Below are 24946 nucleotides of genomic sequence, written 5' to 3'. Positions count from 1 at the left end.
GTATTGCAAAAAGCACTATGCCAGGAGCTAGGTGTTAGTGTTTCATAAGGATGTGATATTTATGCTGTCTATATCTTGAAATCTGATATAGCAAGGGCATAAAAATAAGCCACCCAGGAGGACGGCTATGAGAAAGGAGTCAATATAATTGACTACCATTGAGAACTATTTAACATTGATAAACAATATACAACATATATACAACCCGCCAGCACTAAAAGCCTTACAGCATGGCATGAAAATACCATCCTACGCTCCGTTGGCTATGCAGAGTGCGACGCTTACGGCACATCTTACACAGGTGTATGCTACTGCAGCAGAAGCATTCCACCCTGCTATTAGTGCCGTTGCAATGTATCAACAACCATATATGTCTATAGTTGAAACAATGGCTGAATATCAAAGAACGCTAGACTATATTAACAGAGTTCCTTCGCTGATTAAGATGCAAAATACTTTTCTCCATTTAGAGCGTTTTATGCCAGCCGTTATAATACCTCCAGCAGTATCAAATATGTCAATGATACTCCCCGCTTTGGAATATCTTCACACTGAGCATCCCGATTCTTATCAACAGGTTGATAGTATTTTGTCTGTTGAAATGGATGAAGAGAAGTCTATTGAGCAATACATTCAGGAACTGCTATCAAAGCTTAAAGACACAGTTACAATATCTAATTTGCACCAGTATCTGTTGAAATTAGCGCAATATTTAAATTTCATTTCACCATTCATCGATGAGCCTGTACGAACCGGTATTAACCAATTAAGTTCACTTATCATTATACTTGCGTATATAATCTCTCACCGCATCCCAAGAGATAAGGAATAGGAGCAAGATGTTTGCAGTTAGTAAAGGAGCCCCAGACATTTTTAGAATTCCAGCTGCGCCCATAACTACTGCAACAATATCGAATATCAGCCTATACATTATCATCAACTCACTTTCTGCGATACTTTTCTTATATTATACCATCGCTTCATAAGAAGTGCGATACAAAAAGGATGTGATATTTATGCTGTCTATAAAAATTGCTAATGTGCCTACCAGCGCACAAAGCTTTTCATAAAAATACCGCAACTATCCAGTATTGCAAGATAGTTGCGGTAGCTCGAGACTATTCCTCATATTCAAAATCAAGTTTTATCTGCCTCGGTGCCGGACGAACCTCCAGTATCTTATCCACTATGTACTCAGATGAAAGGATGCCATTCTTCAGCTTTTGTACATGTCGATAAACAATGCGGAGCATATCCCCGCTGCCAAATGTAAGCTCATGATTGCTTATCTGGCTGAGAAACGCTTCATCGGCAATAGTCACCCATATAGCAGGGTTTGTTCCATCAGTAACCTTCCACTTTCCCTGCTCAAAATTGATAGTGACTAATTTTACAAGCATTTCCTGTGATTGCGCTTCTGGGAGCTCCTCGGTTATATCTTTAGCAGGAGGTGCCTTAAACAGCTCTGCTTCTGATTTTTTTACCGTGGCAACAGGCTTCTTGTCGGTTTTGTCTGCCGGATTTCTTACCTCGAAGGAATCTATCCCAGCAGTTTCCAACGGCCTGATGATGCCTTCAATACTTTTTCGGCATCCAGCATCAAGAAATACTTTTAATGTGTTTATATTGACCTCTATTTTCGTCCCATCATCAAGGTGAATTTCAGAGGTATCAGAAGATTTTTTCGTGATTTTCGTCATTGCTCTTTTTCCGATGACGGAAATCAATTCAAAAACGCTTTTAACAGCTGCAAAAGTGCCGCCTGCATTGGCAACATAGCCAAGAACAGCCATCAGGTCATCCAGCCCTGTAGCTTTAGAACCTTCCATGAATAGCTTTGCCTGTTCCAGGATGCTCATGTTAAGAATAAATGTTATGTCAAAGGAGCCTTTGTTGAGACTGTCCTGATTGAGCATGACCTTTATATTTCGCTCACAGCCTATAGCTTTGCCAGCATTGGAAACAAATTCAGCAAAGGCAATAAGCGCTGGAGCAAGTTCCCTGACATCCATTTCGCCATCTGTCAATGCAGGACCTGCATAGGCAATTCTGGCTTTTTGCATGTTGCACATTATCATCACCTCCCCTTATAGGAATTATATACGGTGGAAATTGGCCAGTCAATCAGTTTTTGTGTCATTATTGACACGCATTGAGGAAATATTTTTATGTTGTATGAACCTGAAAGGAGTTTTTATCTATGATTGTTGCACTATATGCCCGCTATTCATCAGATAATAAGCGGGTTGAATCTATTGTAGCTCAACTGAGAGCTTGCAGAGAGTATTGTCAAAGATATGGCTATACTATTATCAAAGAGTATGCTGACGAGGCCATGACAGGCACCAATGACCACAGGCCACAGTTTCAGCAGATGCTTCGAGATGCAGAAGCAGGGATGTTTGAGATGGTAATTGCCCATAAAGTCGACCGCATCGGCCGTAACGAGTTTGATTACTACAGCAACCGCCACAAACTGGAATCCTACGGTGTACAGCTTGCCTTTGCCGCCCAGGGATTTGATGCCAGCACTCCAGAGGGTGCGCTGATGAACAACACTCTTATCGGCTTGGCAGCCTACTACTCCCGCAATCTATCCAAAGAAGCCAAGAAAGGCCTTAGAGAAAATGTACGGCAAGGAAAGTCCACAGGTGGGCGCCCCTTATTCGGCTACAGATACACAGCTGATAAGCATTATGAGATAGATGCGCACGAAGCTGAAGCTGTGCGGATCCTCTTTGATATGTACAACGCTGGCTATGGCTATCTACAGATTGCCAAGAAACTCAATGGTATGGGATTCCGTACCCGTCTCGGAAACCTATTCGGGAAAAATTCTCTCCACGACCTGCTGATAAACCGCCGTTACATTGGTACGGCTATTCTAGGTAAGAACACCATGACGGCATCAGGAAAGAGGAACAACCACCGCCCGGATCCTGATGATATGCTGATTATTGAGGATGTATGCCCTGCGATTATAGATAAGGAGATTTTTATGGAAGCACAGGAAAAAATGCAAATGAGAAAGCGCCGTAAAGGTGCCAATAGAGCTAAAAGAGAATATCTGCTGTCCGGCTTGATTATTTGCGAGCATTGCGGTCAAGCTATGACAGGCGATACATCAAAGAACAAATACGGCAAGGAATACCGTTACTACCGGTGTCCTAAAAAAACCCGTCTTGGCACCAATGTATGCCCCAATAAATCCATTTCCGCTGATAAGCTAGAAGATCTAGTTATCAGCCAGATTCAAGAACTTTTCCTCGATGAAGATACTTTGGATCAGCTGATGGACAAAGTAGAAATCAGCTACAAAAAAATGGTAGAAAATACTGATGCAGAGCTGGCTGAGCTGAAAAAGAAGCTGGCAGCCATTGATAGAAAGATAGATAAGTTTTATGACTTTGTATGTGACGGTGGCAATGTGGATGATAGGGCCAGAGAGCGCTATAGAGCCATGAAAGAAGAATACAGCAATTACTCTAAGCAGATAGAGAAAAAAGAGGCTGTACGGCCTGCTAGTATCTCCAGAGCAACCATCAGAAAATACATTGAACGCTACCGGAAAGAAATGGCCACAGGCAAAGCTCCTAATATTGCAGGCACTATTGCCGCATTTGTAGACAAAATAAAAGTATCCGATAGCAATATTACTATCGGATACCGTTTCACACCAGTCGATGACAGACTGGAAAAGTTGGAGTCAGCTGGTGCGCTCGGCGGGAGTCGAACCCACGCTTTCAGCTCCGGAGGCTAACGTCCTATCCACTGGACTACGAGCGCACATTTTGAATCATCGCCACACAAGGATACATCCCTTTCACCAGCGACTCAAATAGTATAACACAATTTCTCCTTTATGGCAAGAATTAGTTATACCAATAGCCTATTTGGCCATTTTCCCCTTTAACAGCAGGGTGGCAAAGAAGATACCTGCTGCAATCACCACAATGGTAGCACCGGCAGCCATATTGAAATAATAGGCCAGCACCAGACCGATTATACCTGCCACCATAGCAAAGGCTACAGAAAACAGATGATATTGCTTCACGCTCTGAGCTACATTTCTCGCTGCCGCTCCCGGCAGTACTAGCAGGGAATTAATAATCAACAGGCCCACCCATTGAATACTAATGGCTACTACCACAGCCACCATTGCCGCAAATACGCCCTCTACAAGCATAACAGAAATACCACGACTTCTGGCAAAGGAACTATTAACACTAAGTATCAACAAGCGGTTGAATATCCATCCCCAGGCCAAAAGAACAACCACCAGCACCAAACCCAAGGATTGAATTTCCTCCTGAGTAATACTCAGAATATCACCAATAAGATAGCTGGAATATTTGTTGAAGCCACCGCCATAGGACATCATCATCAAACCAGCTGCAATACCTACAGAAGAAAAAACGCCAATAATCGTATCTGTGGAAGCGGTGCTATTATTTTTTATCCAAGTAATCAGCAGGGCAAAAACTACAGAAAACAAAATCAAGGACATAGTAGGTGAAAAAATCCCCAGAATCGCGCCCAAGGCCAAGCCTGTAAAGGCACCATGCCCCAAGGAATCAGAGAAAAAAGCCATGCGATTGGACACCACCATTGTACTTAGCAGGCCAAATAATGGGGTTATCAAAAGCACCGCCAGCAAGGCATTTTTCATAAAACCATAGCTTAACCAATCAAAGGGCAGCATTGACAATAAATCGTATATGATATCCATTAATTATCTCCCCTCAGCCAGCATACCAAAAATCTTGCGGGTTCTGGCATCCTGAAATACCTCTCTTGATGTACCGCTGCATACCACACCCTTGTCCATCAAAACAACCTGATCTGCATGACGAGCCACCATATTCAAATCATGGGACACAAGAATAATAGCCATATCCTCATTATTTTGCAAATCCTCCAAAATTTCATAGAAAATTTCCAAACCATTTTGGTCCACACCTGATACAGGTTCATCCAACAGCAGTAAATCCGGCATAGGATTTAAGGCCAGGGCCACCAATACCCGCTGCAGTTCACCGCCGGACAAGGCCCCTAAACGGCGGTCTATTAACTCTGCCGCTCTAACACGACTCAGGCATCTGATGATTTCCTGCCTATTTTTTACCGGCAGCAGCCACACAGGCCTTTGACTAAGACAGGCCGCAAACAAATCCTGTACCGTAATAGGAGCGCTAACATCAAATTTCAAATACTGAGGCACATAGCCAATAACTGGATTTCCTGTATGCTTTCCCTTAGCATCTGTATATTTCAATTTGCCCGTGTGGGGAATTTCTCCCAATATAGCCTTCAGCAGGGTACTTTTGCCTGCTCCATTAGGCCCGATAATGGCAGTTAGCTGGCCACAGTGAACATGTATATTTACATCTTCAAAAATCACCAATCTGCCTGCCTTGACACCAAAATTCTCTATTTTAGTACAGCACAATCTAGCGCAATCCTTTTGGGAGCTGGCATGATGAAAAAGCTTTTTTAACATAAACAATCCTCTTTATTTGGTCAATCTAAGATAAGCCCAGCGAGCCATACCGAAAAACAGCAATGCATATAATATTAATACTATCACTGATGTCAAGGCCACTGGCTGAGACAGGGCAATCCCCCGTAACAAATAGCTGGTATGGGTTAATGGCAGCATCTGAATAGCATAGCGTACCAAATCCGGCAGAGTATGCACTGAGAAAAATGTGCCACACAGAAAGGACATAGGCAGCAAAATATAGGTATTCACTTGGCCCATTTCCTCATAGGTACTAATGGTCATGGCCGCAAAAAAGCCAATCTCCGAAAATATAATGCAATTCAGCACCAAAACCAACAAAAACAGTGCCGACAACTGCAATTGAGCTCCAAATAATCCTGCCAAAAACAAAATAATAGCTGAGGAAATCAAACCTCGCAACACTGCAGCCAGCACCTTGCCAATAACAAAAGCCTCTGGGATTACCGGCGCAATAATATATTCTTCCAAGCTTTTGTGATAAATCCTTTCTGAATGTACCGGTGTAACACTATTAAAGCTGATGTTCATGGAATTTAGCGCCAAAATACCTGGTACTAAAAAGTCCAAATAGGAACCACCTGTTACCTGTATACTACGGCCCAGCCCCCAGCCAAAGGCTACCATATATAACAAAGGAGCCACCATACGGCTAAAAATAAATTTTTTAAGTCTACGGCGCAGTACAACCCAATCCCGCCAAAAGACAGTCCATATATCCTGCCAAAGCATTATATACCCTCCCTTCGGCCAGTTAACTCTATAAATACATCTTCCAGATTGGAACGACGAATATGGGAGGAGTCCAATGTAGCGGCAAAGCCAGCTGCCTCCTCCTTGCTATCAAAGAATTTGAACTGACGACCTTCCTCTGTCTGCCATTCCACAGTATAGCGTCCCATTTGCTGACAGAAGGAGGCTGGTGTATCTATATCCACCAGCTTACCTTTGTTGATAATAGCTACTCTATTGCAAAGTTTTTCCGCTTCCTCAATATAATGGGTGGTCAACAGCACGGTTACGCCCTGAGCCGCCATTTCTCGTATCAAATCCCATATACGATGGCGAACCTGGGGATCCAAGGCCACTGTAGGCTCATCCATAAACAAAATCTGTGGTTTGTGAATCAAGGCTCTGGCTATCAAAAGCCGTCTTTTCATGCCCCCTGACAGCTGTCTTGGAGACATATTCACAGTATCTTCCAGCTCAATATAGTGAAGCAATTCCTGTATTCTCTTCTGCCGCTGCTGCTTATCCATATGATGCAGTCTGCCGTGAAGCTCCATATTCTGCCCCACTGTCAAATCCATATCAAAATTTATATGCTGCGGTACTACCCCAATCATAGCCTTAATGGCCTTCTCATTCTTTTCTATGGATATACCATTATATTGAATATCCCCAGAAGTTTTCCTTGTCTGCATGGTCAACATTCTAATGGTAGTTGTTTTGCCTGCACCATTAGGTCCCAGCAAGCCAAAAATTTCTCCCTGGGCAATTTCAAAGGACAAATCATCCACAGCCTTCTTGGCGGTCATTTTGCCATCCCGGCCCTTACGAATAAATTCCTTGGTCAATCCCTTAACTTTTATCAAAAATATCACCTGCCAATTTTTACTAATTTCTCATTTCATTTTACTTTTCGTACATAAGTATCAGTAGCTACATCCAGCATTTCCTTCCAACTGCTGAATCTTGTATTTTTTACCACATGGGCATCCATATTTTCCTCTGGCAAATCCTCAAAGCTAACCTGCACAGGCATACTGCCTGGCAGCTGATAATACCCCATTAACTTTACCATATTTTGCCTCCATGATTGATCTGTAACTAACATTATAACTCATTGTCAACAAGAAAAAAAGAAGCCCCTGCTGGAGCTTCTCAAAATCGATTTAGATTTTTCCCTGCAAATCATGATCCGTCATGGCGCATACACAGGAATCAGACCAAACATTTTCTGCTGTCTCAATCATATCAATAACTGTAAAGATAGGCAGAATAATACCCATTATTCCCAGAGGCACTCCCAAAGATGACATAAGAGACAGGGTAAGGAAATAGCAGCCCATTGGCACACCTGCATTACCTACTGCTGCCAGCACAGCTACAAAAAGCCAGGTAATCATAGTGCCCATAGTCAGCTCAATGCCTGCATTCTGCATAACGAATAAGGATGTGGTCAATATAAAAGCCGCACAGCCATTCATATTAATAGTGGTGCAAATAGGCAGAACAAAACGAGAAACCTTGGTATTCACCTTCAGATTATTTTCTGCAGAAGCCAGAGTAACTGGCAAGGTACCAGCAGAGCTTTTAGTAAAGAGAGCTACAGCCACCGCTGGGGACATTTGACGGAAAACATACAAAGGATTCAAACCTCTAACCAACAAAAATAATGGCAGTACAATGAAGAACTGAATCATATTGCCCCCCAGCACTACAGCCACATATTTGCCCAGAGAACCCACAATAACACCAGCCTCAATCTGAGCGGAAAGCTGAGCCGCAAAGGCCAAAATACCAATAGGCAAAACATAGAGAATACCTCTTATCATGGTGAAAAGCAGTTCCTGCAAGCCCTTGATGCCCTTCAATAGCACCTCTCTATTATCAGTCTTAGGCATAAAGGCCAAAGCCAAGCCTGCAAAGGCTGCAATCAACAATACAGAAAGCACGTTGCCAGCCAGAAATGGCTGCAGCACATTGTTAGGAATTACTGAGAGAAAATGCTCATAATATGTCAGCTTCTCCAGCTTTTGAGGTACATCCCCAGCAGCTGCGCCAACAATATCCGCTGGCAAATTACCAGGAGCAATAATATTGTAGAGAACCAACCCTACCAATGCTGCTGAAAAAGTAGTCAGCAGAGTATAAGTAACGGCATGGATAAATATTTTACCGGTTTCCTTCTTACCTCCCAGCTCTGCCAAGGTAGTAATAACAGCCAAGGCAATAGTTGGCACAGCGATAAACTGAAATAATCTGGTAAATACGGTAGCCACAAAATCAAAGAAACCATTGAGAGACGGTATCTGCATCCAGCCCAAAACAGCACCTATTAGCAAAGCACCAAACCAAAGTATCAGCTGCTTTCTCTGAGCCTGAGGACTGTTCTTGGCCATGGCCTCCTTGGCAGTCTCCTCAACAGACTTATTATTTTCCATAAATATAACCTTCCTTCAGCTAAAACATCTTTATAACATATATTAAAACTATGTATTGTACTTTACCACATTGCGTCGGATATGTCAAATTGTATACAAAATATTATCAAACACACTCTATAATTTAATCACTGAAATTCTGATTTGTCGAGCCAAATGCTAATCTTAGCAATGGCATACATATACGATTTCTGCAGGCATGGCATATACCCTTACAGGCACGCTCTCGCTATATTGATGTGCAAACCTATATCACTATTAATGGCGATATGGGAGTACCCTTTCAGGCACGCTCTCGCTACTTTTCTCGCCTAGCGGTACTAAAGCTCTCATGAGGCAATTCGTGGCTGACGCCCCGAAAGCTCATGAATCGCTAAGTACCGAGGCGCGAAGAGTACCTGTGCAGGGTACTCCCATACCGCTTATTAGCATATTCATTGCACCTTCCTGCTTTGGCACAATTTGGAACAACCTATTATTACGAAAATAGCAGAATTATTGGGATTGATAGTATCGATAAGCCTTGGTGATTCGGCAACAGCCGGAGGGGCATGACACTTTTGCGTCGGGAGACTCCTGCTTTTGCGTAGCAAAAGTGGCCCGGTGGCACTCTCTATCATTACGGCCTCTGTGAATTGGCTCAGCGACAAGCGGTACTGATGCGTAAGGATATCCCATCAGTTAGGGCCATTAAGTCGGACAGAGCAAAAGTCGTTATGACCGCAGGCTGTATTTCGAGAAATTTTGCCATATCAAATTATATTTACATCCTTAGGGAAATAGTCAACCCGCCAAATCAGAAATTGGCAAAAAAACGACCTCTCAAAGTTAGACTCTAACTCTGAAAGGCCGTTATTTTTATCCCTTCAACCTATGAAGCAACAGCTCAGGTCAAATCATATTTTTCTGATATGCATCATAGAGAGCCTTCAGCTCCTCCATCTTGTCATACATCTCAACCTGCAGGCCAGATGCAGTCTCATAATCACCCTCCAAGAGAGCAGTCTTTAACAGAGTGAAGAGGGACTTCTCATCAATGCTGTCCTTGGCCAGATAGCAACGGAGGCCATTAATCTTGTTCCAGTTGTAGGAATCCTGATCAGTAACATAGTCAGAAACGATTTCCTTGCAAGCACGAACAATATCGCGATTCTCTGGGATAATACGGCTAATCAACTCAGTCTGCCAACGAACCAGAGCACCAGCCTTGAAGGCTTCAATAATAGCATCTGTGAAGGCACCAGCAGCACATACAGCAGCCCGCTTCTCAGGATAGTTATCCAAACCAGACAGGTTCTCCCAAACAGTAGCAGGAGGTGCACCAAAGAGACGGTTACGCTCTTCCTCGGTATAATCCTCGAATACATCCTTCTCAGAGCGATAAGCACGATTCTTCTCCAGATAGCCAGCCTCATCACCAGCTTCCTTGGACAACTCAGCCAACAGCTCAGTAGTGGTCTTGTAAGCAGAATACTTAATACCATCCAATGCAGCAGAGTAAATAGCAGCCAGTACCAGATAAGTATTGGTATATGGGTTGCAAGCACGGAGCTCGAAACGAGTAGCGGCAGGATTGTTAATATCACGAATCAGGCCAGCCAAGATAGTACGGTTACGAGATGGAACAGCAGGAGTGTGGCCCAGAGAGGTAACAATACATACAGGAGCCTCGAAGCCTGGCTTCAAACGATTCAAAGAGTCATTGGTAGCAGATACAAATGGGTTAATAACCTCATAGTTCTTCAAAAGACCCATGATAGCACCATAACCAATAGCACTCATAAAGTCAGCCTTCATATCCTTTGGTGCAAACAGGTTATAGAACTTGCCATCCTTCATGATAGCACCCATACCAATATGAGTATGCTCACCATTACCAGCCAGACCAATCATTGGCTTAGCCTTAAAGGAAACCTCCAAGCCATTCATACGGAATACTTCACGAACTAGAGTGCGGACAATCAGCTCGTTATCAGCAGCCTGCAGGGCATCAGCATACTTCCAGTCAACCTCAATCTGCTCACATACGCTGACCATGCGACCGGACTCATCCAAATGAGCCTTGATACCGCCAACTTCCTTATGGCCCATCTCAACGCTAAGACCATACTTATCCAACAGCAGTACAGCCTGCTCCAAAGCATTGCGGACAATGCCGTGGGTACGCTGCCAATACTGCTCCTGCATTACCTGGGAAGCAGACATTTCCTCAATGTTGGCATCCTCCAGCGGAGTCTTTACCCAGAACTCCAGCTCAGTAGCGGAAGTGAAGCAAATATCCTTAACATCTGCACCGTTGATATGCTCCAAACCGGAAATAGTGCCAGCAGTATGGAAGATGTTCAGCAATTCCTTCTTTACATAATCCAAGGTATCCTTCAAAACAGCACGGGAATCTACGCGCTTGCCCTCATGAATCAGGAAAGCAGGAATACGCAGAGTACCGATTGGCTTATCAGTTTCCTCGTCATAATTCTCAAAATTATAATCAACAAACCAGTTTACGGATGGATCAATAGGCATATCAACCTTGGCATTGTTCAGAGTTGCAATACCAGCCAACACAACAGAAGAACCATCTGTCTGTACTGCTGAACCAGCATAGAAATCATCCATATCCTTCAAGAAAATTCTTACAGGAATCTTCTCATCAGTATCGTTACCTGCATGGTCAATACCAACCAGAGAAACAAATTTAATCTCTGGATGAGCCTCCAGCATGGCTACAATATCCTTCTTCTCAGAATTCGCAGGGATGACATACAGTAAATCTTCCATTTTAAAACCACCTTTTCATTATTATCCTTGACTAACTGTGGCAATAAAAATAACCGCACAGAAAAAAGGTCCCAGACCATATATCTCTGTGCGGCTTCATTGCCGTAGAATATTTAACTTGCTTACATGAATTATATTAGCATATAAAATCTGCTTTGACAAGGTATTTTACAAAGTTTTTTGTATACCAAATATTCAGCATCTAACCCCTCATAGTTTTAACACCCTATCATCCTTTTTGCAAAAATCTAACTTCTGCAGGCTGCCCTACAGAAAACAGCCCCTTATTCTCCTGAGATATGGAAATCTTCACAATTGGTTTATTTTCCTCTACCTGCTGTCCCTCAGTATTGGCCTGCTGTTCCTGCTCCTCAGCTTCTGGTTCAATAATATCAATAACCAGACCATGATATTTTTCCCTATCCACATAATAATCAACAGCCTGTCCCAAACGAATTTTGTCCAGCTGTTCCTGGGTTGGATAGACCTCTATCCACATTTCATCAGAACTACCAATACTGGCTACAGCCTGCCCTGCCTGAACCTCAGTACCCTGAGCAATATCTCCCAAATGAACCACACCATCCACAGGAGCCGTAATCTCTGTGGCAGCTCCAGCGCCCTTAGCCTTGTCCAAAGCAGCCTGAGCCTGCTTTACCTGCAGCTCTGCTCTTTTGATGGTTTCCGGATTGGCTGCCTGCACAGTCGTATCATAGGTTACGGCAGACTGACTCTGGGCACTGGCTGCCGAAGCCGCTATAGACTGGTATTCAGCTGCAGCCTGATCTCGCTTGACAGCACTAATAGCACCCATTTCATAAAGCTGATTCATGCGCTCCATACGGCTTCTAGCTCGTTCCACCTCTGCACTGGAAGCCCCACTGGATGGCTGGCTTACCATTCTAGGTGTCTGTACAGTAACACCTTTTTTCACCTGCTCCAGATTTCGCTGGGACAGTTCTACAGTCTGTTGCAGCTGTTTAATCTGCTCATCTGTTACATTTATCTTCACAGTGGCAATCACATCCCCAGCCTTAACCACATCTCCATCCTGTACCAAAATCTGATCCACAGTACCTGTTACCCTGGCCTTGGCATCTACCATATCACTTGCCACCTGAGCATCTCGTACAGTCATATCTCCCTTGCCATACATGGTATACCACACCAAACTTGACACAACAATTGCCAAGATAATCAATGAGGGAATACCCCAGATTATCAGGCCTTTTATTTTTCTGCTAATATCCTTTTCAGCCAAATTAATTCCTGCCTTTCCTTAGAACTACAGGGTTATAAACCATCCCTGTAAAGGGTAATTATAAGCCTCTAATGTGAAAAATTCAAGAAAAAAGTGACCGCCACAAGGACAGTCACTTATATCTTTATCCCACTCTCCCAGCTAAAATCTGGTTAATACAAGGATTAGTTGTTAGGGCAATCTCCTCTTCTTGGGCAATCATTAGGCGGATAGGTAAAACCTGGGTCCAGCTCTTCATCTGGATTGTTCCACCCTTGACCATGATGTGGTCTGTTATGCCCATGATGTCTGCCATAGCCCATTCCCCGGTCACCACCTGGTCTCTGAGGCACAATTGTAGAAAAATCTACCCCCAGCTCCTTGGCTACATCAGCCCATCTATTGTTAATCTTCTTCATATCCATAACAGCATGAATATCCTTGCCAGAAGCATCCGCCAGCTCAGCTGCTATACCAATATCCCTGCTGGTATATCCCTCCTGTAACAGCTGCATGGCAGAAGCCGCATTAATCTTGCTGTTGGCAGCTATACGTTCCGCCATCATGGAACGGCGCTCATTCAAAAGCTCCTCCTGAGTAACACCAAATTTCTCTGCTACCTGCTGCCAGCTATTAATATTGGTTTTGGCATTAACCACATCTGTAAAGGACTTGCCACTAAGCTTGGCAATATAAGCTGCATTACAAGCCTCATGGAAATAACCTCCATTATTGCAATAGCTGAGAATTTCATCTTTGCTTACATTACAATTGTCAGCCAGTTCCTGTGCCATAGTATTAATATCATACCGTGGAGGCTGCTCCTGAGTAACTACTGGTCGTGGCCTATTGCTACTAGAAGCTGCATTGGCAGTATCCAGCAGCATGGTAGAGCCTGTTACAATAATGGCACCCGCAGCCAAACCTACAAAGAGCTTTTTATAAAAATTTTTCATATCCAACATCTCCTTTACTATGTCCTATATCCTTGTGGATATTTTATTCACCATACATAGTATATGCTGGCAGTCTTAAAAATTCCTGAATGTTTCATTAAAATCAGATTAGATTATCCTACATCAAAACAGGAACCCCCAATAAATTCCCGCAAAATGGAGGTATTCGGAATATCCTTTTCATCAATAATGGCCTTGAAATACCGACAGAATGCCAACAGCTCCTCCGCTCTGCCATAAACATCGTCCTCTGGAGGAATCTCAGATAGCATGTACATAGCATATTTTTTTAACACAGCCAGCTCGTAAAGCAAGGCAGAATTAAAGGTAGCATCCACCTCATCCTGGAATGGATAGATATTTTTCTGCTCTCCCTCCAGAACTGTTGGCCATCTGCGAATGGTTTCAGCTGCTGATGTACCTCTGGTGCGATAGTCCCGCACAATACGACGGAACAATCTGGCCTGAGTAGTGGAAATACGAACCTCCTCATTCATGTACAAAGGTGTCAAGGAGCTAACGTAAACTTTAAACTTTTCCTCTCTAGGAATACTGCTGCTTACCCTGTCATTTAGGCCATGAATCCCCTCAATAATAATAGGCTGATTAGGCTTGAGCTGAATCACCGCCGATGGCTTGCTATCCCGAATACCCTTTTTGAAATTAAACTTCGGTATACGCACCAGCTCCCCTGACAACAGCTTTTGCAGATCATGATTGAACAGAGGCAAATCTATGGCTCCTAAACATTCAAAATCATATTCTCCATTTGGCTTCTTGGGGGTATCCTCCCGATTATGGAAATAATCATCCATAGAAATTGAAACAGGTTCCAAGCCCATAACTCTCAACTGCACCCGAAGCCGCTGAGCAAAACTGGTCTTGCCAGAGGAGCTAGGGCCGGCTATCAGCACCAACCGCCTAGTAGCAATCTTTCTGACAATCTCATCGGCAATATTGGCAATACGCTTTTCGTGAAGAGCCTCCGAAACTCTAATCAACTCCCCAATATTTCCGTTTTCCACAATTTCATTCAAATCCGTTACATATGAACAATGCAAAATTCTAGCCCATTCCTGACTTGCTTCTAATGTTTTCTGAAATGACATATTCTCACCCCTATTTTTATTTTATTTCCTAATCTCTATAATACGACACAAATCTGAAAAAACCTGCAAAAAAAAGGAGAGCTCCCACTCTCCTAGAAAATTTTATTTGATTTACCCAAAAAGGGCCATTACAGCCAAATAAGAAAGGGCACCCATAATCGCGGTACATGGTATGGTAAATACCCAAGCCATAACCATTTGCTGAGCAACGCCCCAACGCACAGCGTGAATACGCTTGGCTGCACCAACACCCATAATAGAGCCTGATACTACATGGGTAGTACTAACAGGCAGATGCAACATGGTAGCTGTAAAAATTGTGATGGAAGAATTCAAATCCGCTGCAAAGCCATTTACAGGCTCCAGCTTGAAAATCTTACCGCCCACAGTCTTGATAATACTCCAACCACCTAGAGAGGTTCCTAAAGCCATAGCCGTAGCTGCCAGAATCTTAACAATGTTTGGTACCTCAAACTCAGAGATTACACCGCCGGAAAACAGAGCCAAGGTAATAATACCCATAGATTTCTGGGCATCATTAGAGCCGTGAGAAAAGGCCATAGTAGCTGCCGTTACAATCTGCATTTTCTTAAAGCGATGATTCAGCTTGGATGGGCTGGAATTGGCAAATATTCTAAACAGTATGGTCATAATAATATAGCCCATTACCATACCAATCAAAGGAGATGTTACCAGAGCGATAACAATCTTGCCGATACCAGCAAAATTCAAACCTGCCATACCCATATCGGACATGAGCACACCACCAATCATACCGCCTACAAGGGCATGGGAAGAGGAGCTAGGCAAGCCAATTTTCCATGTAAACAGATTCCAAATAATGGCACCCATCAAAGAAGCAATAATAACCGGTTCCTCAATGGTTCCTACTACAATATCTCCACCAATGGTCTTGGCTACACCGGTACTAATCATAGCTCCCAGGAAGTTCAGCACTGCCGCCATAATAATGGCCTTACTAGGCGATATGGCTCTAGTAGATACCGAGGTAGCAATAGCATTGGCTGTATCGTGGAAGCCGTTGATAAAGTCGAATATCAAGGCCAGCAACACTACAATAATTATAAAAGGATGAATATCAAGCATACTTCATTACCACACCTTTTAGTAAATCTGCCATTTTTTCGCAGTGATCCAGAGTATCCTCTAATCCCTCCAAAAGGTCCTTCCATTTTATCAGCTCAATAGGGTCCTTGAAATTCTCAAAGAGATAAGCCAGCTCGCCGCGGAATACATGGTCTCCCTCGCTCTCCAGCTTGTCAATACGAGAAGTAATCTTCAGAAGCTCATCCTGATTTTTGGTAATGGCATGCAAAAGTGTAGTAGCACGTTTTATCTCGGCTGTGGATTCAATCAACAGCTTGGTAAGACGCAAAGCTCCTTCTCTAGCTGCCTCGTTGGTATGATAGATAACAATGCGCTGCAACATTCCCTGCAACTGGTCTACACCGTCATCCATGCCGTTGGCAATGGCATAGATATCCTCACGGTCAATAGGAGTAATAAAGGTCTGGTTCAGCTTGTCAATAATGGTATCGTTTACCTTATCGGCCTGATGCTCCAGATCGTTAATCTCCTTCACCTTGATGTCCGCCTTGCGGTGATCCATCATAACTTCATCCAGCAACAAAGCACCCTGATAAAAATAATCAGCACTGGTTTCAAACAGCTCAAAGAACTCATTGCTCTTTTTTTTCGGTTTTAAATCAAACATGTATATCCCCCTTTAAGGATAAATTATACTTATTCCGTTATTATTTTATCATTAATCCCTTTCCTGTGCAATAAAAAACAACTCATCACAAAATTCTTGCCTTTTTTCCTCAAAAAATCACATTTTTCAGCACTTTTTTCCTTGTTTTATCACAAAATTAATATTCTCTCATTTTAACATCACCAATTTCGACAGTTTCATTTCTATATGCACCAAATGTATATTGCATTTTGTATTGTCTTTGTATTTACAACATGCTATAATTTACTTAAAGGAGTTGATATTATGAAAGCAGATACTATTACAATGCGCGTAAACCCTGATCTCAAACGACAAGCAGAGGCATTATGTAATGATATGGGCTTTACCCTTTCTACCGCTTATACAATGCTGCTGAAGGCTATTGTCCGCACTAGAACTTTACCATTTCCCCTTGTAGCCTCAGATCCATTTTATTCTGATTCCAACATGGCACATTTACGCCGCGGAATAGAGGCTCTAAATTCCGGAAAAGGAACAGAACATGAGCTTATCGAGGTAGACTAATGCATAAAATATGGTTTGATGAAGCATGGATTGACTACATCTACTGGCAAACGCAGGATAAAAAAACCTTAAAGCGCATTAACAATCTTATCAAGGATACAGAACGTAATCCTTTTGAAGGTATTGGCAAGCCAGAACCATTAAAAGGTAATTTAAGTGGTTTTTGGAGTCGCCACATTGATGACACTAACAGATTTGTATACAGAATCAATAATGATAAATTAGAAATTCTTTCCTGTCGTGATCATTATGAAGATTAACTAAAAAACACTACTATTCACAAATTATTTTAATGAATAGTAGTGTTTTCTACATTTATGTGTTTTTTATCAGCCTTCTACAGCCTTTAATGCTTTCAGCACCTTGGCAGCCATGCCGTACATCTTTTTCTTTGGTACGGAGCATACTGCAATGCGGACGCCAGCCTTCAATGGTACTGCGAAAATCAGATCCTTGTGGAGTTCATCGCATACAGCCTTGGAGTCCTTGGCAGGAATAGACAGGAAGAAGCCAGCCTTGTATGGCAGTGCATTCAGACCACATTCCTTGGCCTCTTTCATAAAGATAGCGGCGCGGTCACGAATAATCTCATAGAGATCATCTCTTTCCTTTTCAAAGGCAGCCAGCAGCTCTGGATCCTGCTGAATGTTGCTAAGTACAGCCATAGCACCACGGTTGATATTGGACCAGGTTGCACGGCTGGAATACTTGGTTACATTAACGAACTCGTCAACCAGCTCCTTGTTGGCAGACAAACCGATAATAGCACCAGTACGCTGACCATACATGGTATAACCCTTGGACATAGAGAATGCAAACATGGTGAAGATATTCTCTGGCAGGTTGCTGAACTTCTTCATAAAGCGACGGCTCTCGTTCTTCTCACCTGCATAGTCAATATAGGCAATATCCACCATAATATTAACCTTCTTGCCCTGAGCTGCATATTTGTTGCACAGCTCCAGTACACCATCCCAATCTGCCTCAGACAGGCTGTAGCCAGTAGGATTGTGAGCAGGAGTGTTGATAATCAACAGCAGGGAATCCTGCTTGGCCAAAAGCTCCTCCATCTTCTCTGCCAAGGAAGCCAGATTATAGTTCTGGTTCTCGTCAAAGAGCTTATAGGTAGCCAGGCTGCGGCCCTGCTCCTGGCACAGTACATTGTAGGTACCCCAGAACCAGTCAGAGGTCAATACCTGATCACCAATCTCAGAATAGTTCACAATAGCGTGATGAATCGCACCAGTACCACCTGCAGTAGCTACGGCTGCCAGATGGCCCTCTGGCTTGTTGTCAGCAAAGGTCAGGTCAATAACGGTATTCAGATAAGCTGGCAAACCAGCAATTGGTGCATAAGCAATAGCATCAGCAATAGGCAGATTGTGAAAAACCTTCTCCATAGTAGGAATGCAGGCCAGCTTCTCATCCTCGCCCATAATAGCACCAATGGTAGCATTGGTAACAGCCTCAGCACCATGCTCCTTGATAGCCTCACCGCAAGCAGCGCTGGCACCAAAGATAACATCAACAAGCTTCTTACCTACACGGTTGGTTGCAACCTGAGAACTCATATATATTGCCTCCTATATATTAGATATATCAAAATTTCATAACAAATCAAAACCTACAAACAGCAGGCACCCAAAACACAAGGCCTTGGCAAACCTGCTGTTTATATAACTATTTCAATGCAGAATTACTTCTCTGGGAAGAACTCCTTATGAATTGCATTGGCAGCTTCCTTCAGCTGAGAACCCTTAATCAGGCAGGAAATACTAATTTCAGAGGTGCTGATAGCATCAATATTTACCTTGGCATCAGCCAGAGCGCCAAACATTCTGGTAGCAATACCAGGGTTGCCCAGCATACCTGCGCCAACGATGGAAACCTTGGCTACATCCTCTTCAATGAGAACAGCTACAGCGTGAAGCTTCTCAGCAACGCCATCCACAATCTTCTTAGCCTCAGCCAGATCATCCTGAGTAATGGTGAATACCATATCAGTTACATTCTTCTCAATATTTCTGATACTCTGAACAATCATATCTACAGCAATGTTCTTCTCGGACAAAGCGGAGAAAATAGCATGAGCTACACCTGGATCATTTGGAACACCCAGAACTGCTACCTTTGCTACATTGCTATCATGGGCTACGCCACGAATTAAGAAATCCTTCTCTTCCATTGTATATGCCTCCCTAATCATAGTGCCTGGTTTGTTGGTAAAGGTTGAACGAACGTGGATTGGAATGTTGAAATACATACCCATCTCTACAGAGCGAGGCTGCATAACGCCAGCTCCCAGACGAGCCATCTCCAGCATTTCATCGTAGGTAATCTCCTTCATCTTGCGAGCATCAGGTACCAGACGAGGATCAGCAGAATACACACCGTCAACATCTGTATAGATTTCGCAGGCATCAGCCTTCAATGCACCAGCCAATGCTACAGCAGAGGTATCTGAACCACCGCGGCCCAGAGTTACAGGATCGCCCTTTTCATCGGCGCCCTGGAAACCTGCAACAACAACGATCTTACCCTTCTCCAGCTCCTTGCGGACACGGGATGGCTTAATATCTACAATCTTGCCCTTGGTATGAACAGAATTGGTACGCATGCCTACCATAGGACCAGTCAGAGAAATAGCCTTCTGGCCCAGGCTCTTGAAAGCCATTGTCAGCAGGGAAATAGAAACCTGCTCACCAGTGGTCAGCAGCATATCCATCTCTCTGGAGTACTGATAAGGATTGCTATTTATGCCCTTGGCCAGCTCAATCAGGTCATCTGTGGTATCACCCATTGCAGATACAACCATAACAATCTGGTCACCAGGCTTTTTTTCTTCAATAATTCTCTTGGCTACATTCATAATCTTTTCAGTAGAGCCTACTGAACTACCGCCAAACTTTTTAACAATTAAAGCCATGTCTCTCCCCCTAAAATAGGTTTATTAGCCTGAATACGTTTCAAACGAGTTATATTATAATATAAAAAAAGTCATTCGTCTACCTCAAAAACACACTTTTTAACATTTTACCGTATGTATACATGAATACATTCATAAATTATTACGAAATGTAAAGCTGTTCATCATATGGGAAGTACAAATGGCCACTGCCAATGCATCTGCCACATCATCAGGCTTAGGCGGCTTGGGCAAATTCAGAATCTTGGTTACCATATAGATAACCTGCTCCTTGGTGGCCTTGCCATAGCCTGTTACAGACTGTTTAACCTGCAAAGGAGTTCTCTCTATAAGACGGAGATTGTTCTTGGCTGCCGCTAGCAGAATAACCCCCCTGGCCTGGCCTACAGGAATAGCCGTATCCACATTGCGGTTAAAAAATAACTGCTCCACTCCCATAGCATCTGGCTGATACTTCTTTATCAGCTCATCCAGACCGTCGTATATCTTCATCAGCCTATCCTGCATAGGCGCCTTGGGGCTGGTGGTAATAGCGCCATATTCATGAGCTATCAGCCTGCTGCCTCTAGCCTCCACAAAACCATAACCGCAAATTGCCGTGCCAGGATCTATGCCCAATGCCAGCATATCTAAATTCACCTCGCAAAAAAGGAGCCGTCACATTATAGCAATGTGGCAGCCCCCATAAATCAAATTTTACTCTTCCTCGTCCATTTCGTAGTTGCCGTATACTTCCTGAACATCATCGTTTTCTTCAAGAGCATCCAACATCTTCTGCATCTTTACAGCAGCATCACCCTCAACCTTAACGGTGTTATCAGGAACCATAGTAACCTCTGCGGAAACGGTCTCAATGCCCTTTTCGCCCAGAGCCTTTTCAATATCATCAAATGCCTCTGGTTCTGCAACAATTTCGAATACATCATCCTCATTCTTCAGATCCTCAGCGCCAGCTTCCAGTACCAGCTCCATCAAGGCATCCTCATCATCAAAGGTTTCCTTCTCTACAACGAAAACGGCTCTCTTCTTGAACATCCAGCCTACACAGCCAGTCTCACCCAGATTACCGCCATGCTTGGAAAAGATGTGACGAATATCTGCTGCAGTACGATTGCGGTTATCAGTAAGAATATCCAGCATAACAGCTGTGCCGCCAGGACCATAACCCTCATAGGTCAGCTCCTCATAATTGCTGCCATCAGATGCCCCCAGGCCCTTCTGGATAGCACGATTGATATTGTCCTTTGGAATATTGTTAGACTTGGCCTTGCTGAGAGCCAGCTTCAAACGCATATTACCGGTAGGATCTGCACCGCCCATACGAACAGCAATAGTAATCTCACGACCGATTTTGGTGGTAATCTTGCCACGAATTGCGTCATTTGCGCCTTTTTTTCTCTTAATATTTGCCCACTTAGAATGTCCTGACATGTATATTACTCCTTTGTTTATTGTATAGCCTGTCCATAGGACAGATAAAAAGCTGTTAATCAGCATATTGACAGCCTATGCCCCAAAGAGCATGAACTGAAAATATGCCTTACAGCCATATAGCATTATTTTACTAGACGGTAGAACTTCTTCTTGCCCTTTCTCACAATAGCCTCACCATCGGTGAAATCCCCATCTGTCAATACGTAATCTGGATCTGCCAACTTGGCATCATTGAGAGAAAGACCATTCTGCTTAATCAAGCGGCGGCCTTCGCCCTTGGACTCAAATACCTGAGCACCCACCAGAATATCCAAAAGCTTCTGGCCCTCATTCTCAGCAGTCAGCTGAATGGTAGGCATATTCTCATTGGAGCCGGAACCGCCAAATACAGCCTCTGCAGCAGCCTGAGCCTTGTCTGCCTCCTCCTGACCATGTACCAGCTTGGTTACCTCATAGGCCAGTACCTTCTTGGCCTCATTAATAGCGGCATCCTGCAGGCTGCCCAGGCGATGAACCTCCTCCATAGGCAGGAAGGTCAAAAGTGCCAAGCACTTCTCCACATCAGCATCGTCCACATTGCGCCAGTACTGATAGAAATCATAGACAGGAGTCTTTTCCTTATCCAGCCAGAGAGCACCACCAGCAGTTTTGCCCATCTTCTTGCCATCGCTTTTGGTCAGCAGAGTAAATGTGAGACCGTAGACCGCATCTCCTGTCTTGCGACGGGTAAGCTCTACACCGCCAATAATATTGGACCACTGGTCATCGCCACCCATTTCCAGCTTCAGATTGTAACGACGATGAAGCTCCAGGAAGTCATAGGACTGCATAATCATGTAGTTGAACTCCAGGAAGGTCAAGCCCTTTTCCATACGATTCTTGTAGCACTCAGCTGTCAGCATACGATTAACAGTAAAATGAGGTCCTACATCCCGCAGCAGCTCAATGTAGTTCAGCTTGCGGAGCCAATCTCCGTTGTTGACAATCAGAGCCTTGTCGTCGCTAAAATCAATAAATCTAGCCATCTGCTCCTTGAAGCGGTTGCAATTGTACTCAATATCCTCATCTGTAAGCATCTTGCGCATATCGGTACGACCAGATGGATCACCTACAGTACCAGTACCGCCGCCTACCAGACAAATAGGACGATGACCTGCTCTCTGCATATGGGCCATAACCATTAAGCCAAGAAAATGACCTACATGAAGGCTGTCTGCTGTTGGATCAAAGCCTATATAGAAGGTTACCTTCTCGTTAGCCAGCATTTTCCGCACTTCGTCCTCGTTGGTGCATTGGGCAATATAGCCTCTTTCCTTCAATACATCAAAAATACTTGTACTCACTTTATCTATCTCTCCTTGTATGGGCCAATAGTTTTTATTCCCTATCGGCCCCAACTTAGCAATTAATTAGCTTTTTTACCGCCAGCTCCTGGAACCGGTGCTGGTGCTACTGGTGCCGGAGCTGCATCTGGTGCCTGTGGCGCAGACTGGCCGCCAGCATTATTGCCATTGGTCTGCTGCTGATTCTTGGCATCCTTTTTAGTATCCTTACCGTCCTTGTCCTTGGCATCCTTATCCTTTTCCTTATCGGAAGCCACTGGCTTATCAGAGGATGGTGTCAGATATGCACCGCTAAAGTTCTTATTTGGCATGGACTGAACCGCCTTGGACATAAAGGCTTTCCAAATGGCTGCCGGGGTAGTACCGCCAGTCATATTTCCCATGCGGGAATTATCATCACAGCCTACCCAGACACCGGCTACCAAATCAGGTACATAGCCTACAAACCAGGCATCCTGATAATTATCTGTAGTACCGGTCTTGCCTGCTGCTGGTCTGCCAATATTGGCACCAGTACCAGTACCTCTGGCAATAACCCCCATCAACATGCTGGTCAGCTCATTGGCAGAGGTCTTTTTGATTGCCTGCTCAGATTTTGGATGAGCTTCCTCTAGAACCTCCCCCTTCTGATTCACTACCTTGACAATAGCCACCGGTGCCACATGAACACCGTCATTGGCAAAGGTGCCATAGGCGCTGGTCATTTCCAGAGGAGTTACACCCTTGGTCATACCACCAATAGTCACTGCGTAGTTCATATCATTGGCAGCGCCCTCCTTAACGAAGGTGGAAATACCCATCTTCTCAGCCAGATAAATAATTTTATCCATGCCTACCTCCTGAGCAATCCGTACCGTAGGTACATTCAAGGAGTGTTCTGCCACATAACGCATGGTAACAGTACCGCTAAAATTACGGCTATAGTTCTGAGGCTGCCAGCCCCCAATATTAATCGGCTTATCCTCAACAGTAGAGGATGGTGTCAAACCATTCTCCAAGGCTGCTGCAAAGACAAATGGCTTGAAAGCTGAGCCTGGCTGTCTTTCAGCCATAGTAGCACGATTAAACTGATCTGTGCCACGACCACCTACCATAGCCTTGATATAGCCTGTGGATGGTTCAATAGCTACCAGTGCGCCCTGTGGCTGCTTGTTGCCGCTGCCATCAGTGGAGTAATTAGGCAGATTCTGCATAGCAGCTTCTGCTGCCTGCTGCATATCCTTATCCAAGGTAGTATAAATCTTCAGACCTTCCTGATATACGGCATCGGCGCCATATTTTTCAATCATCTGCTGAGTTACATAGTCAATGAAATATGAAGCAAAATGATTGTCAGACTGTGGCTGAGATTTAACTAGATTCAGATTCTCGGCCTTGGTCTTGGCAGCTGTGGAACTGCTAATATAACCATATTTAGACATCTGGTCCAAAACTACGCCCTTGCGCTCCTGAGCCGCCTTCAAATTGTTCAAAGGTGAGAAATAATTTGGACTCTTGGGAATACCGGCCAGCATGGCACATTCATTCAAATCCAAATCCTCAACATTTTTGCCAAAATAGGTTTTGGCTGCAGCCTGAACACCATAGGCACCCTGACCAAAATAAATCTGATTCAGATACAGCTCCAGTATCTCATCCTTGGTATATTTCCGTTCCAGCTGCAAAGCCAGAAAAACCTCCTGAACCTTACGTTTCAGAGTTCTATCCTGAGTCAAGTAAGCATTCTTAGCCAGCTGTTGAGTAATGGTAGAGCCACCCTCAGATACACCCTTGTTGGTAATATTGGCTATAACAGCACGCATAATACCCTTGGGGTCTACACCAGCATGCTCATAGAACCGCACATCCTCCACGGCAATAAAAGCATCCTTCAAATGCTCTGGAATCTTATCGATTTTTACTGGCACTCGATTCTGTTCAGCATGAACATTAGCCAGCTCGTTGCCATTAATATCATAAATATGTGAGGAAGCCGCCGGCCTTACATCCTCCAAATCCTGCTTGGTATTCAGGGTTGCTGTCAGGAATCCGCAACCAACACCTGCTATCATCACCGCCAAAATTACAGCAAAGACAGTCAATATTCTAGTACCGCTATTTTTCTGGGGCGGTTTATGAGCCTGTCTTGTTCTTTTAGCCGCTCCTGTACGCTTTTCCATGGAATGCCTCCTTAGTAAGAGTGATAAACATT

Annotated in this window: 23 protein-coding genes and 1 tRNA gene; 4 read left to right on the top strand and 20 right to left on the bottom strand. The window is 43.9% G+C overall.

Annotation, left to right across the window (positions count from 1 at the left end):
- Window positions 1–148: 148 nt before the first annotated feature.
- On the top strand, window positions 149–832 hold the full coding sequence (locus I6E26_RS04085) for a hypothetical protein (protein ID WP_235320561.1): 684 nt from the start codon (window positions 149–151) through the stop codon (window positions 830–832).
- A gap of 286 nt (window positions 833–1118) precedes the next feature.
- Here I6E26_RS04085 and I6E26_RS04080 read toward each other — a convergent pair whose 3' ends face one another.
- Window positions 1119–2072, bottom strand: a complete 954-nt coding sequence (locus I6E26_RS04080) for a hypothetical protein (protein ID WP_235320560.1) — start codon at window positions 2070–2072, stop codon at window positions 1119–1121.
- Window positions 2073–2200: 128 nt separating this feature from the next.
- On the opposite strand from I6E26_RS04080, the gene I6E26_RS11365 reads away from it, so the two are divergent.
- Window positions 2201–3760 carry a recombinase family protein gene (locus tag I6E26_RS11365; RefSeq protein WP_419179903.1) on the top strand — a complete coding sequence of 520 codons (1560 nt, stop codon included), beginning with the start codon at window positions 2201–2203 and terminating at the stop codon, window positions 3758–3760.
- On the opposite strand, the gene I6E26_RS04075 is transcribed toward I6E26_RS11365, so the two are convergent.
- The 13 genes from I6E26_RS04075 to I6E26_RS04015 form a co-directional block, all read right to left on the bottom strand.
- Window positions 3712–3786: transfer RNA gene (locus tag I6E26_RS04075), tRNA-Arg, on the bottom strand. The two genes, I6E26_RS11365 and I6E26_RS04075, sit on opposite strands and share 49 nt — an antisense overlap.
- 103 nt (window positions 3787–3889) lie before the next feature.
- A complete protein-coding gene (locus I6E26_RS04070) occupies window positions 3890–4729 on the bottom strand; it encodes a metal ABC transporter permease (RefSeq protein WP_235320559.1) in 840 nt (279 codons plus the stop codon).
- 3 nt (window positions 4730–4732) lie between these two features.
- Window positions 4733–5500, bottom strand: a complete 768-nt coding sequence (locus I6E26_RS04065) for a metal ABC transporter ATP-binding protein (RefSeq protein WP_235320558.1) — start codon at window positions 5498–5500, stop codon at window positions 4733–4735.
- A 12-nt stretch (window positions 5501–5512) separates the two neighbouring features.
- Window positions 5513–6253, bottom strand: coding sequence for an ABC transporter permease (locus I6E26_RS04060; protein WP_235320557.1), 741 nt, complete (start codon window positions 6251–6253; stop codon window positions 5513–5515).
- The gene (locus I6E26_RS04055; protein WP_235320556.1) at window positions 6253–7116 is read right to left on the bottom strand and encodes an ABC transporter ATP-binding protein; all 864 of its coding nucleotides are present in this window, start codon (window positions 7114–7116) and stop codon (window positions 6253–6255) included. Before I6E26_RS04055 ends, I6E26_RS04060 begins: the two co-directional genes overlap by 1 nt.
- Window positions 7117–7151: 35 nt before the next feature.
- On the bottom strand, window positions 7152–7325 hold the full coding sequence (locus I6E26_RS04050; protein ID WP_235320555.1) for a hypothetical protein: 174 nt from the start codon (window positions 7323–7325) through the stop codon (window positions 7152–7154).
- A gap of 91 nt (window positions 7326–7416) precedes the next feature.
- Entirely contained in the window at window positions 7417–8688 is a 1272-nt protein-coding gene (locus tag I6E26_RS04045; RefSeq protein ID WP_235320554.1) for a dicarboxylate/amino acid:cation symporter, read from the bottom strand.
- Between the two features lie 891 nt (window positions 8689–9579).
- Entirely contained in the window at window positions 9580–11466 is a 1887-nt protein-coding gene (locus I6E26_RS04040; protein ID WP_235320553.1) for a glutamine synthetase, read from the bottom strand.
- Between the two features lie 229 nt (window positions 11467–11695).
- On the bottom strand, window positions 11696–12727 hold the full coding sequence (locus I6E26_RS04035) for an HlyD family secretion protein (RefSeq protein WP_235320552.1): 1032 nt from the start codon (window positions 12725–12727) through the stop codon (window positions 11696–11698).
- Between the two features lie 164 nt (window positions 12728–12891).
- Window positions 12892–13662, bottom strand: a complete 771-nt coding sequence (locus tag I6E26_RS04030) for a hypothetical protein (RefSeq protein WP_235320551.1) — start codon at window positions 13660–13662, stop codon at window positions 12892–12894.
- A 113-nt stretch (window positions 13663–13775) separates the two neighbouring features.
- Window positions 13776–14771, bottom strand: coding sequence for a uridine kinase family protein (locus tag I6E26_RS04025; protein ID WP_235320550.1), 996 nt, complete (start codon window positions 14769–14771; stop codon window positions 13776–13778).
- A 111-nt stretch (window positions 14772–14882) separates the two neighbouring features.
- Window positions 14883–15878 (bottom strand): inorganic phosphate transporter, encoded by a 996-nt coding sequence (locus tag I6E26_RS04020; protein WP_268824788.1) that lies wholly within the window; start codon window positions 15876–15878, stop codon window positions 14883–14885.
- On the bottom strand, window positions 15871–16506 hold the full coding sequence (locus I6E26_RS04015) for a DUF47 domain-containing protein (RefSeq protein WP_235320549.1): 636 nt from the start codon (window positions 16504–16506) through the stop codon (window positions 15871–15873). Before I6E26_RS04015 ends, I6E26_RS04020 begins: the two co-directional genes overlap by 8 nt.
- 285 nt (window positions 16507–16791) lie before the next feature.
- Here I6E26_RS04015 and I6E26_RS04010 point away from each other — a divergent pair, with 285 nt between their 5' ends.
- Window positions 16792–17052 carry a type II toxin-antitoxin system RelB/DinJ family antitoxin gene (locus I6E26_RS04010; RefSeq protein WP_235320548.1) on the top strand — a complete coding sequence of 87 codons (261 nt, stop codon included), beginning with the start codon at window positions 16792–16794 and terminating at the stop codon, window positions 17050–17052.
- Window positions 17052–17312: a Txe/YoeB family addiction module toxin gene (locus I6E26_RS04005; RefSeq protein WP_235320547.1), complete on the top strand. Its 261-nt coding sequence runs from the start codon at window positions 17052–17054 to the stop codon at window positions 17310–17312. Before I6E26_RS04010 ends, I6E26_RS04005 begins: the two co-directional genes overlap by 1 nt.
- A gap of 69 nt (window positions 17313–17381) precedes the next feature.
- Here the strand turns inward: I6E26_RS04005 and I6E26_RS04000 are convergent, their stop codons facing one another.
- The 6 genes from I6E26_RS04000 to I6E26_RS03975 form a co-directional block, all read right to left on the bottom strand.
- The gene (locus I6E26_RS04000) at window positions 17382–18623 is read right to left on the bottom strand and encodes a pyridoxal phosphate-dependent aminotransferase (RefSeq protein ID WP_235320546.1); all 1242 of its coding nucleotides are present in this window, start codon (window positions 18621–18623) and stop codon (window positions 17382–17384) included.
- 125 nt (window positions 18624–18748) lie between these two features.
- The gene (locus tag I6E26_RS03995; protein WP_235320545.1) at window positions 18749–19978 is read right to left on the bottom strand and encodes an aspartate kinase; all 1230 of its coding nucleotides are present in this window, start codon (window positions 19976–19978) and stop codon (window positions 18749–18751) included.
- Between the two features lie 132 nt (window positions 19979–20110).
- On the bottom strand, window positions 20111–20605 hold the full coding sequence (ruvC, locus tag I6E26_RS03990) for a crossover junction endodeoxyribonuclease RuvC (RefSeq protein WP_235320544.1): 495 nt from the start codon (window positions 20603–20605) through the stop codon (window positions 20111–20113).
- A 69-nt stretch (window positions 20606–20674) separates the two neighbouring features.
- Window positions 20675–21409: a YebC/PmpR family DNA-binding transcriptional regulator gene (locus I6E26_RS03985; protein WP_235320543.1), complete on the bottom strand. Its 735-nt coding sequence runs from the start codon at window positions 21407–21409 to the stop codon at window positions 20675–20677.
- Between the two features lie 125 nt (window positions 21410–21534).
- Window positions 21535–22755, bottom strand: a complete 1221-nt coding sequence (gene tyrS / locus I6E26_RS03980) for a tyrosine--tRNA ligase (protein WP_235320542.1) — start codon at window positions 22753–22755, stop codon at window positions 21535–21537.
- A 62-nt stretch (window positions 22756–22817) separates the two neighbouring features.
- A complete protein-coding gene (locus tag I6E26_RS03975) occupies window positions 22818–24914 on the bottom strand; it encodes a transglycosylase domain-containing protein (RefSeq protein ID WP_235320541.1) in 2097 nt (698 codons plus the stop codon).
- Window positions 24915–24946: the final 32 nt, after the last annotated feature.

This window comes from Anaerovibrio lipolyticus, from assembly GCF_021531495.1.
Classification (GTDB): Bacteria; Bacillota; Negativicutes; order Selenomonadales; family Selenomonadaceae; genus Anaerovibrio.
The sequence above is the reverse complement of the archived record's forward strand: the minus strand, read 5'-3'. Positions and strand labels throughout refer to the sequence as shown.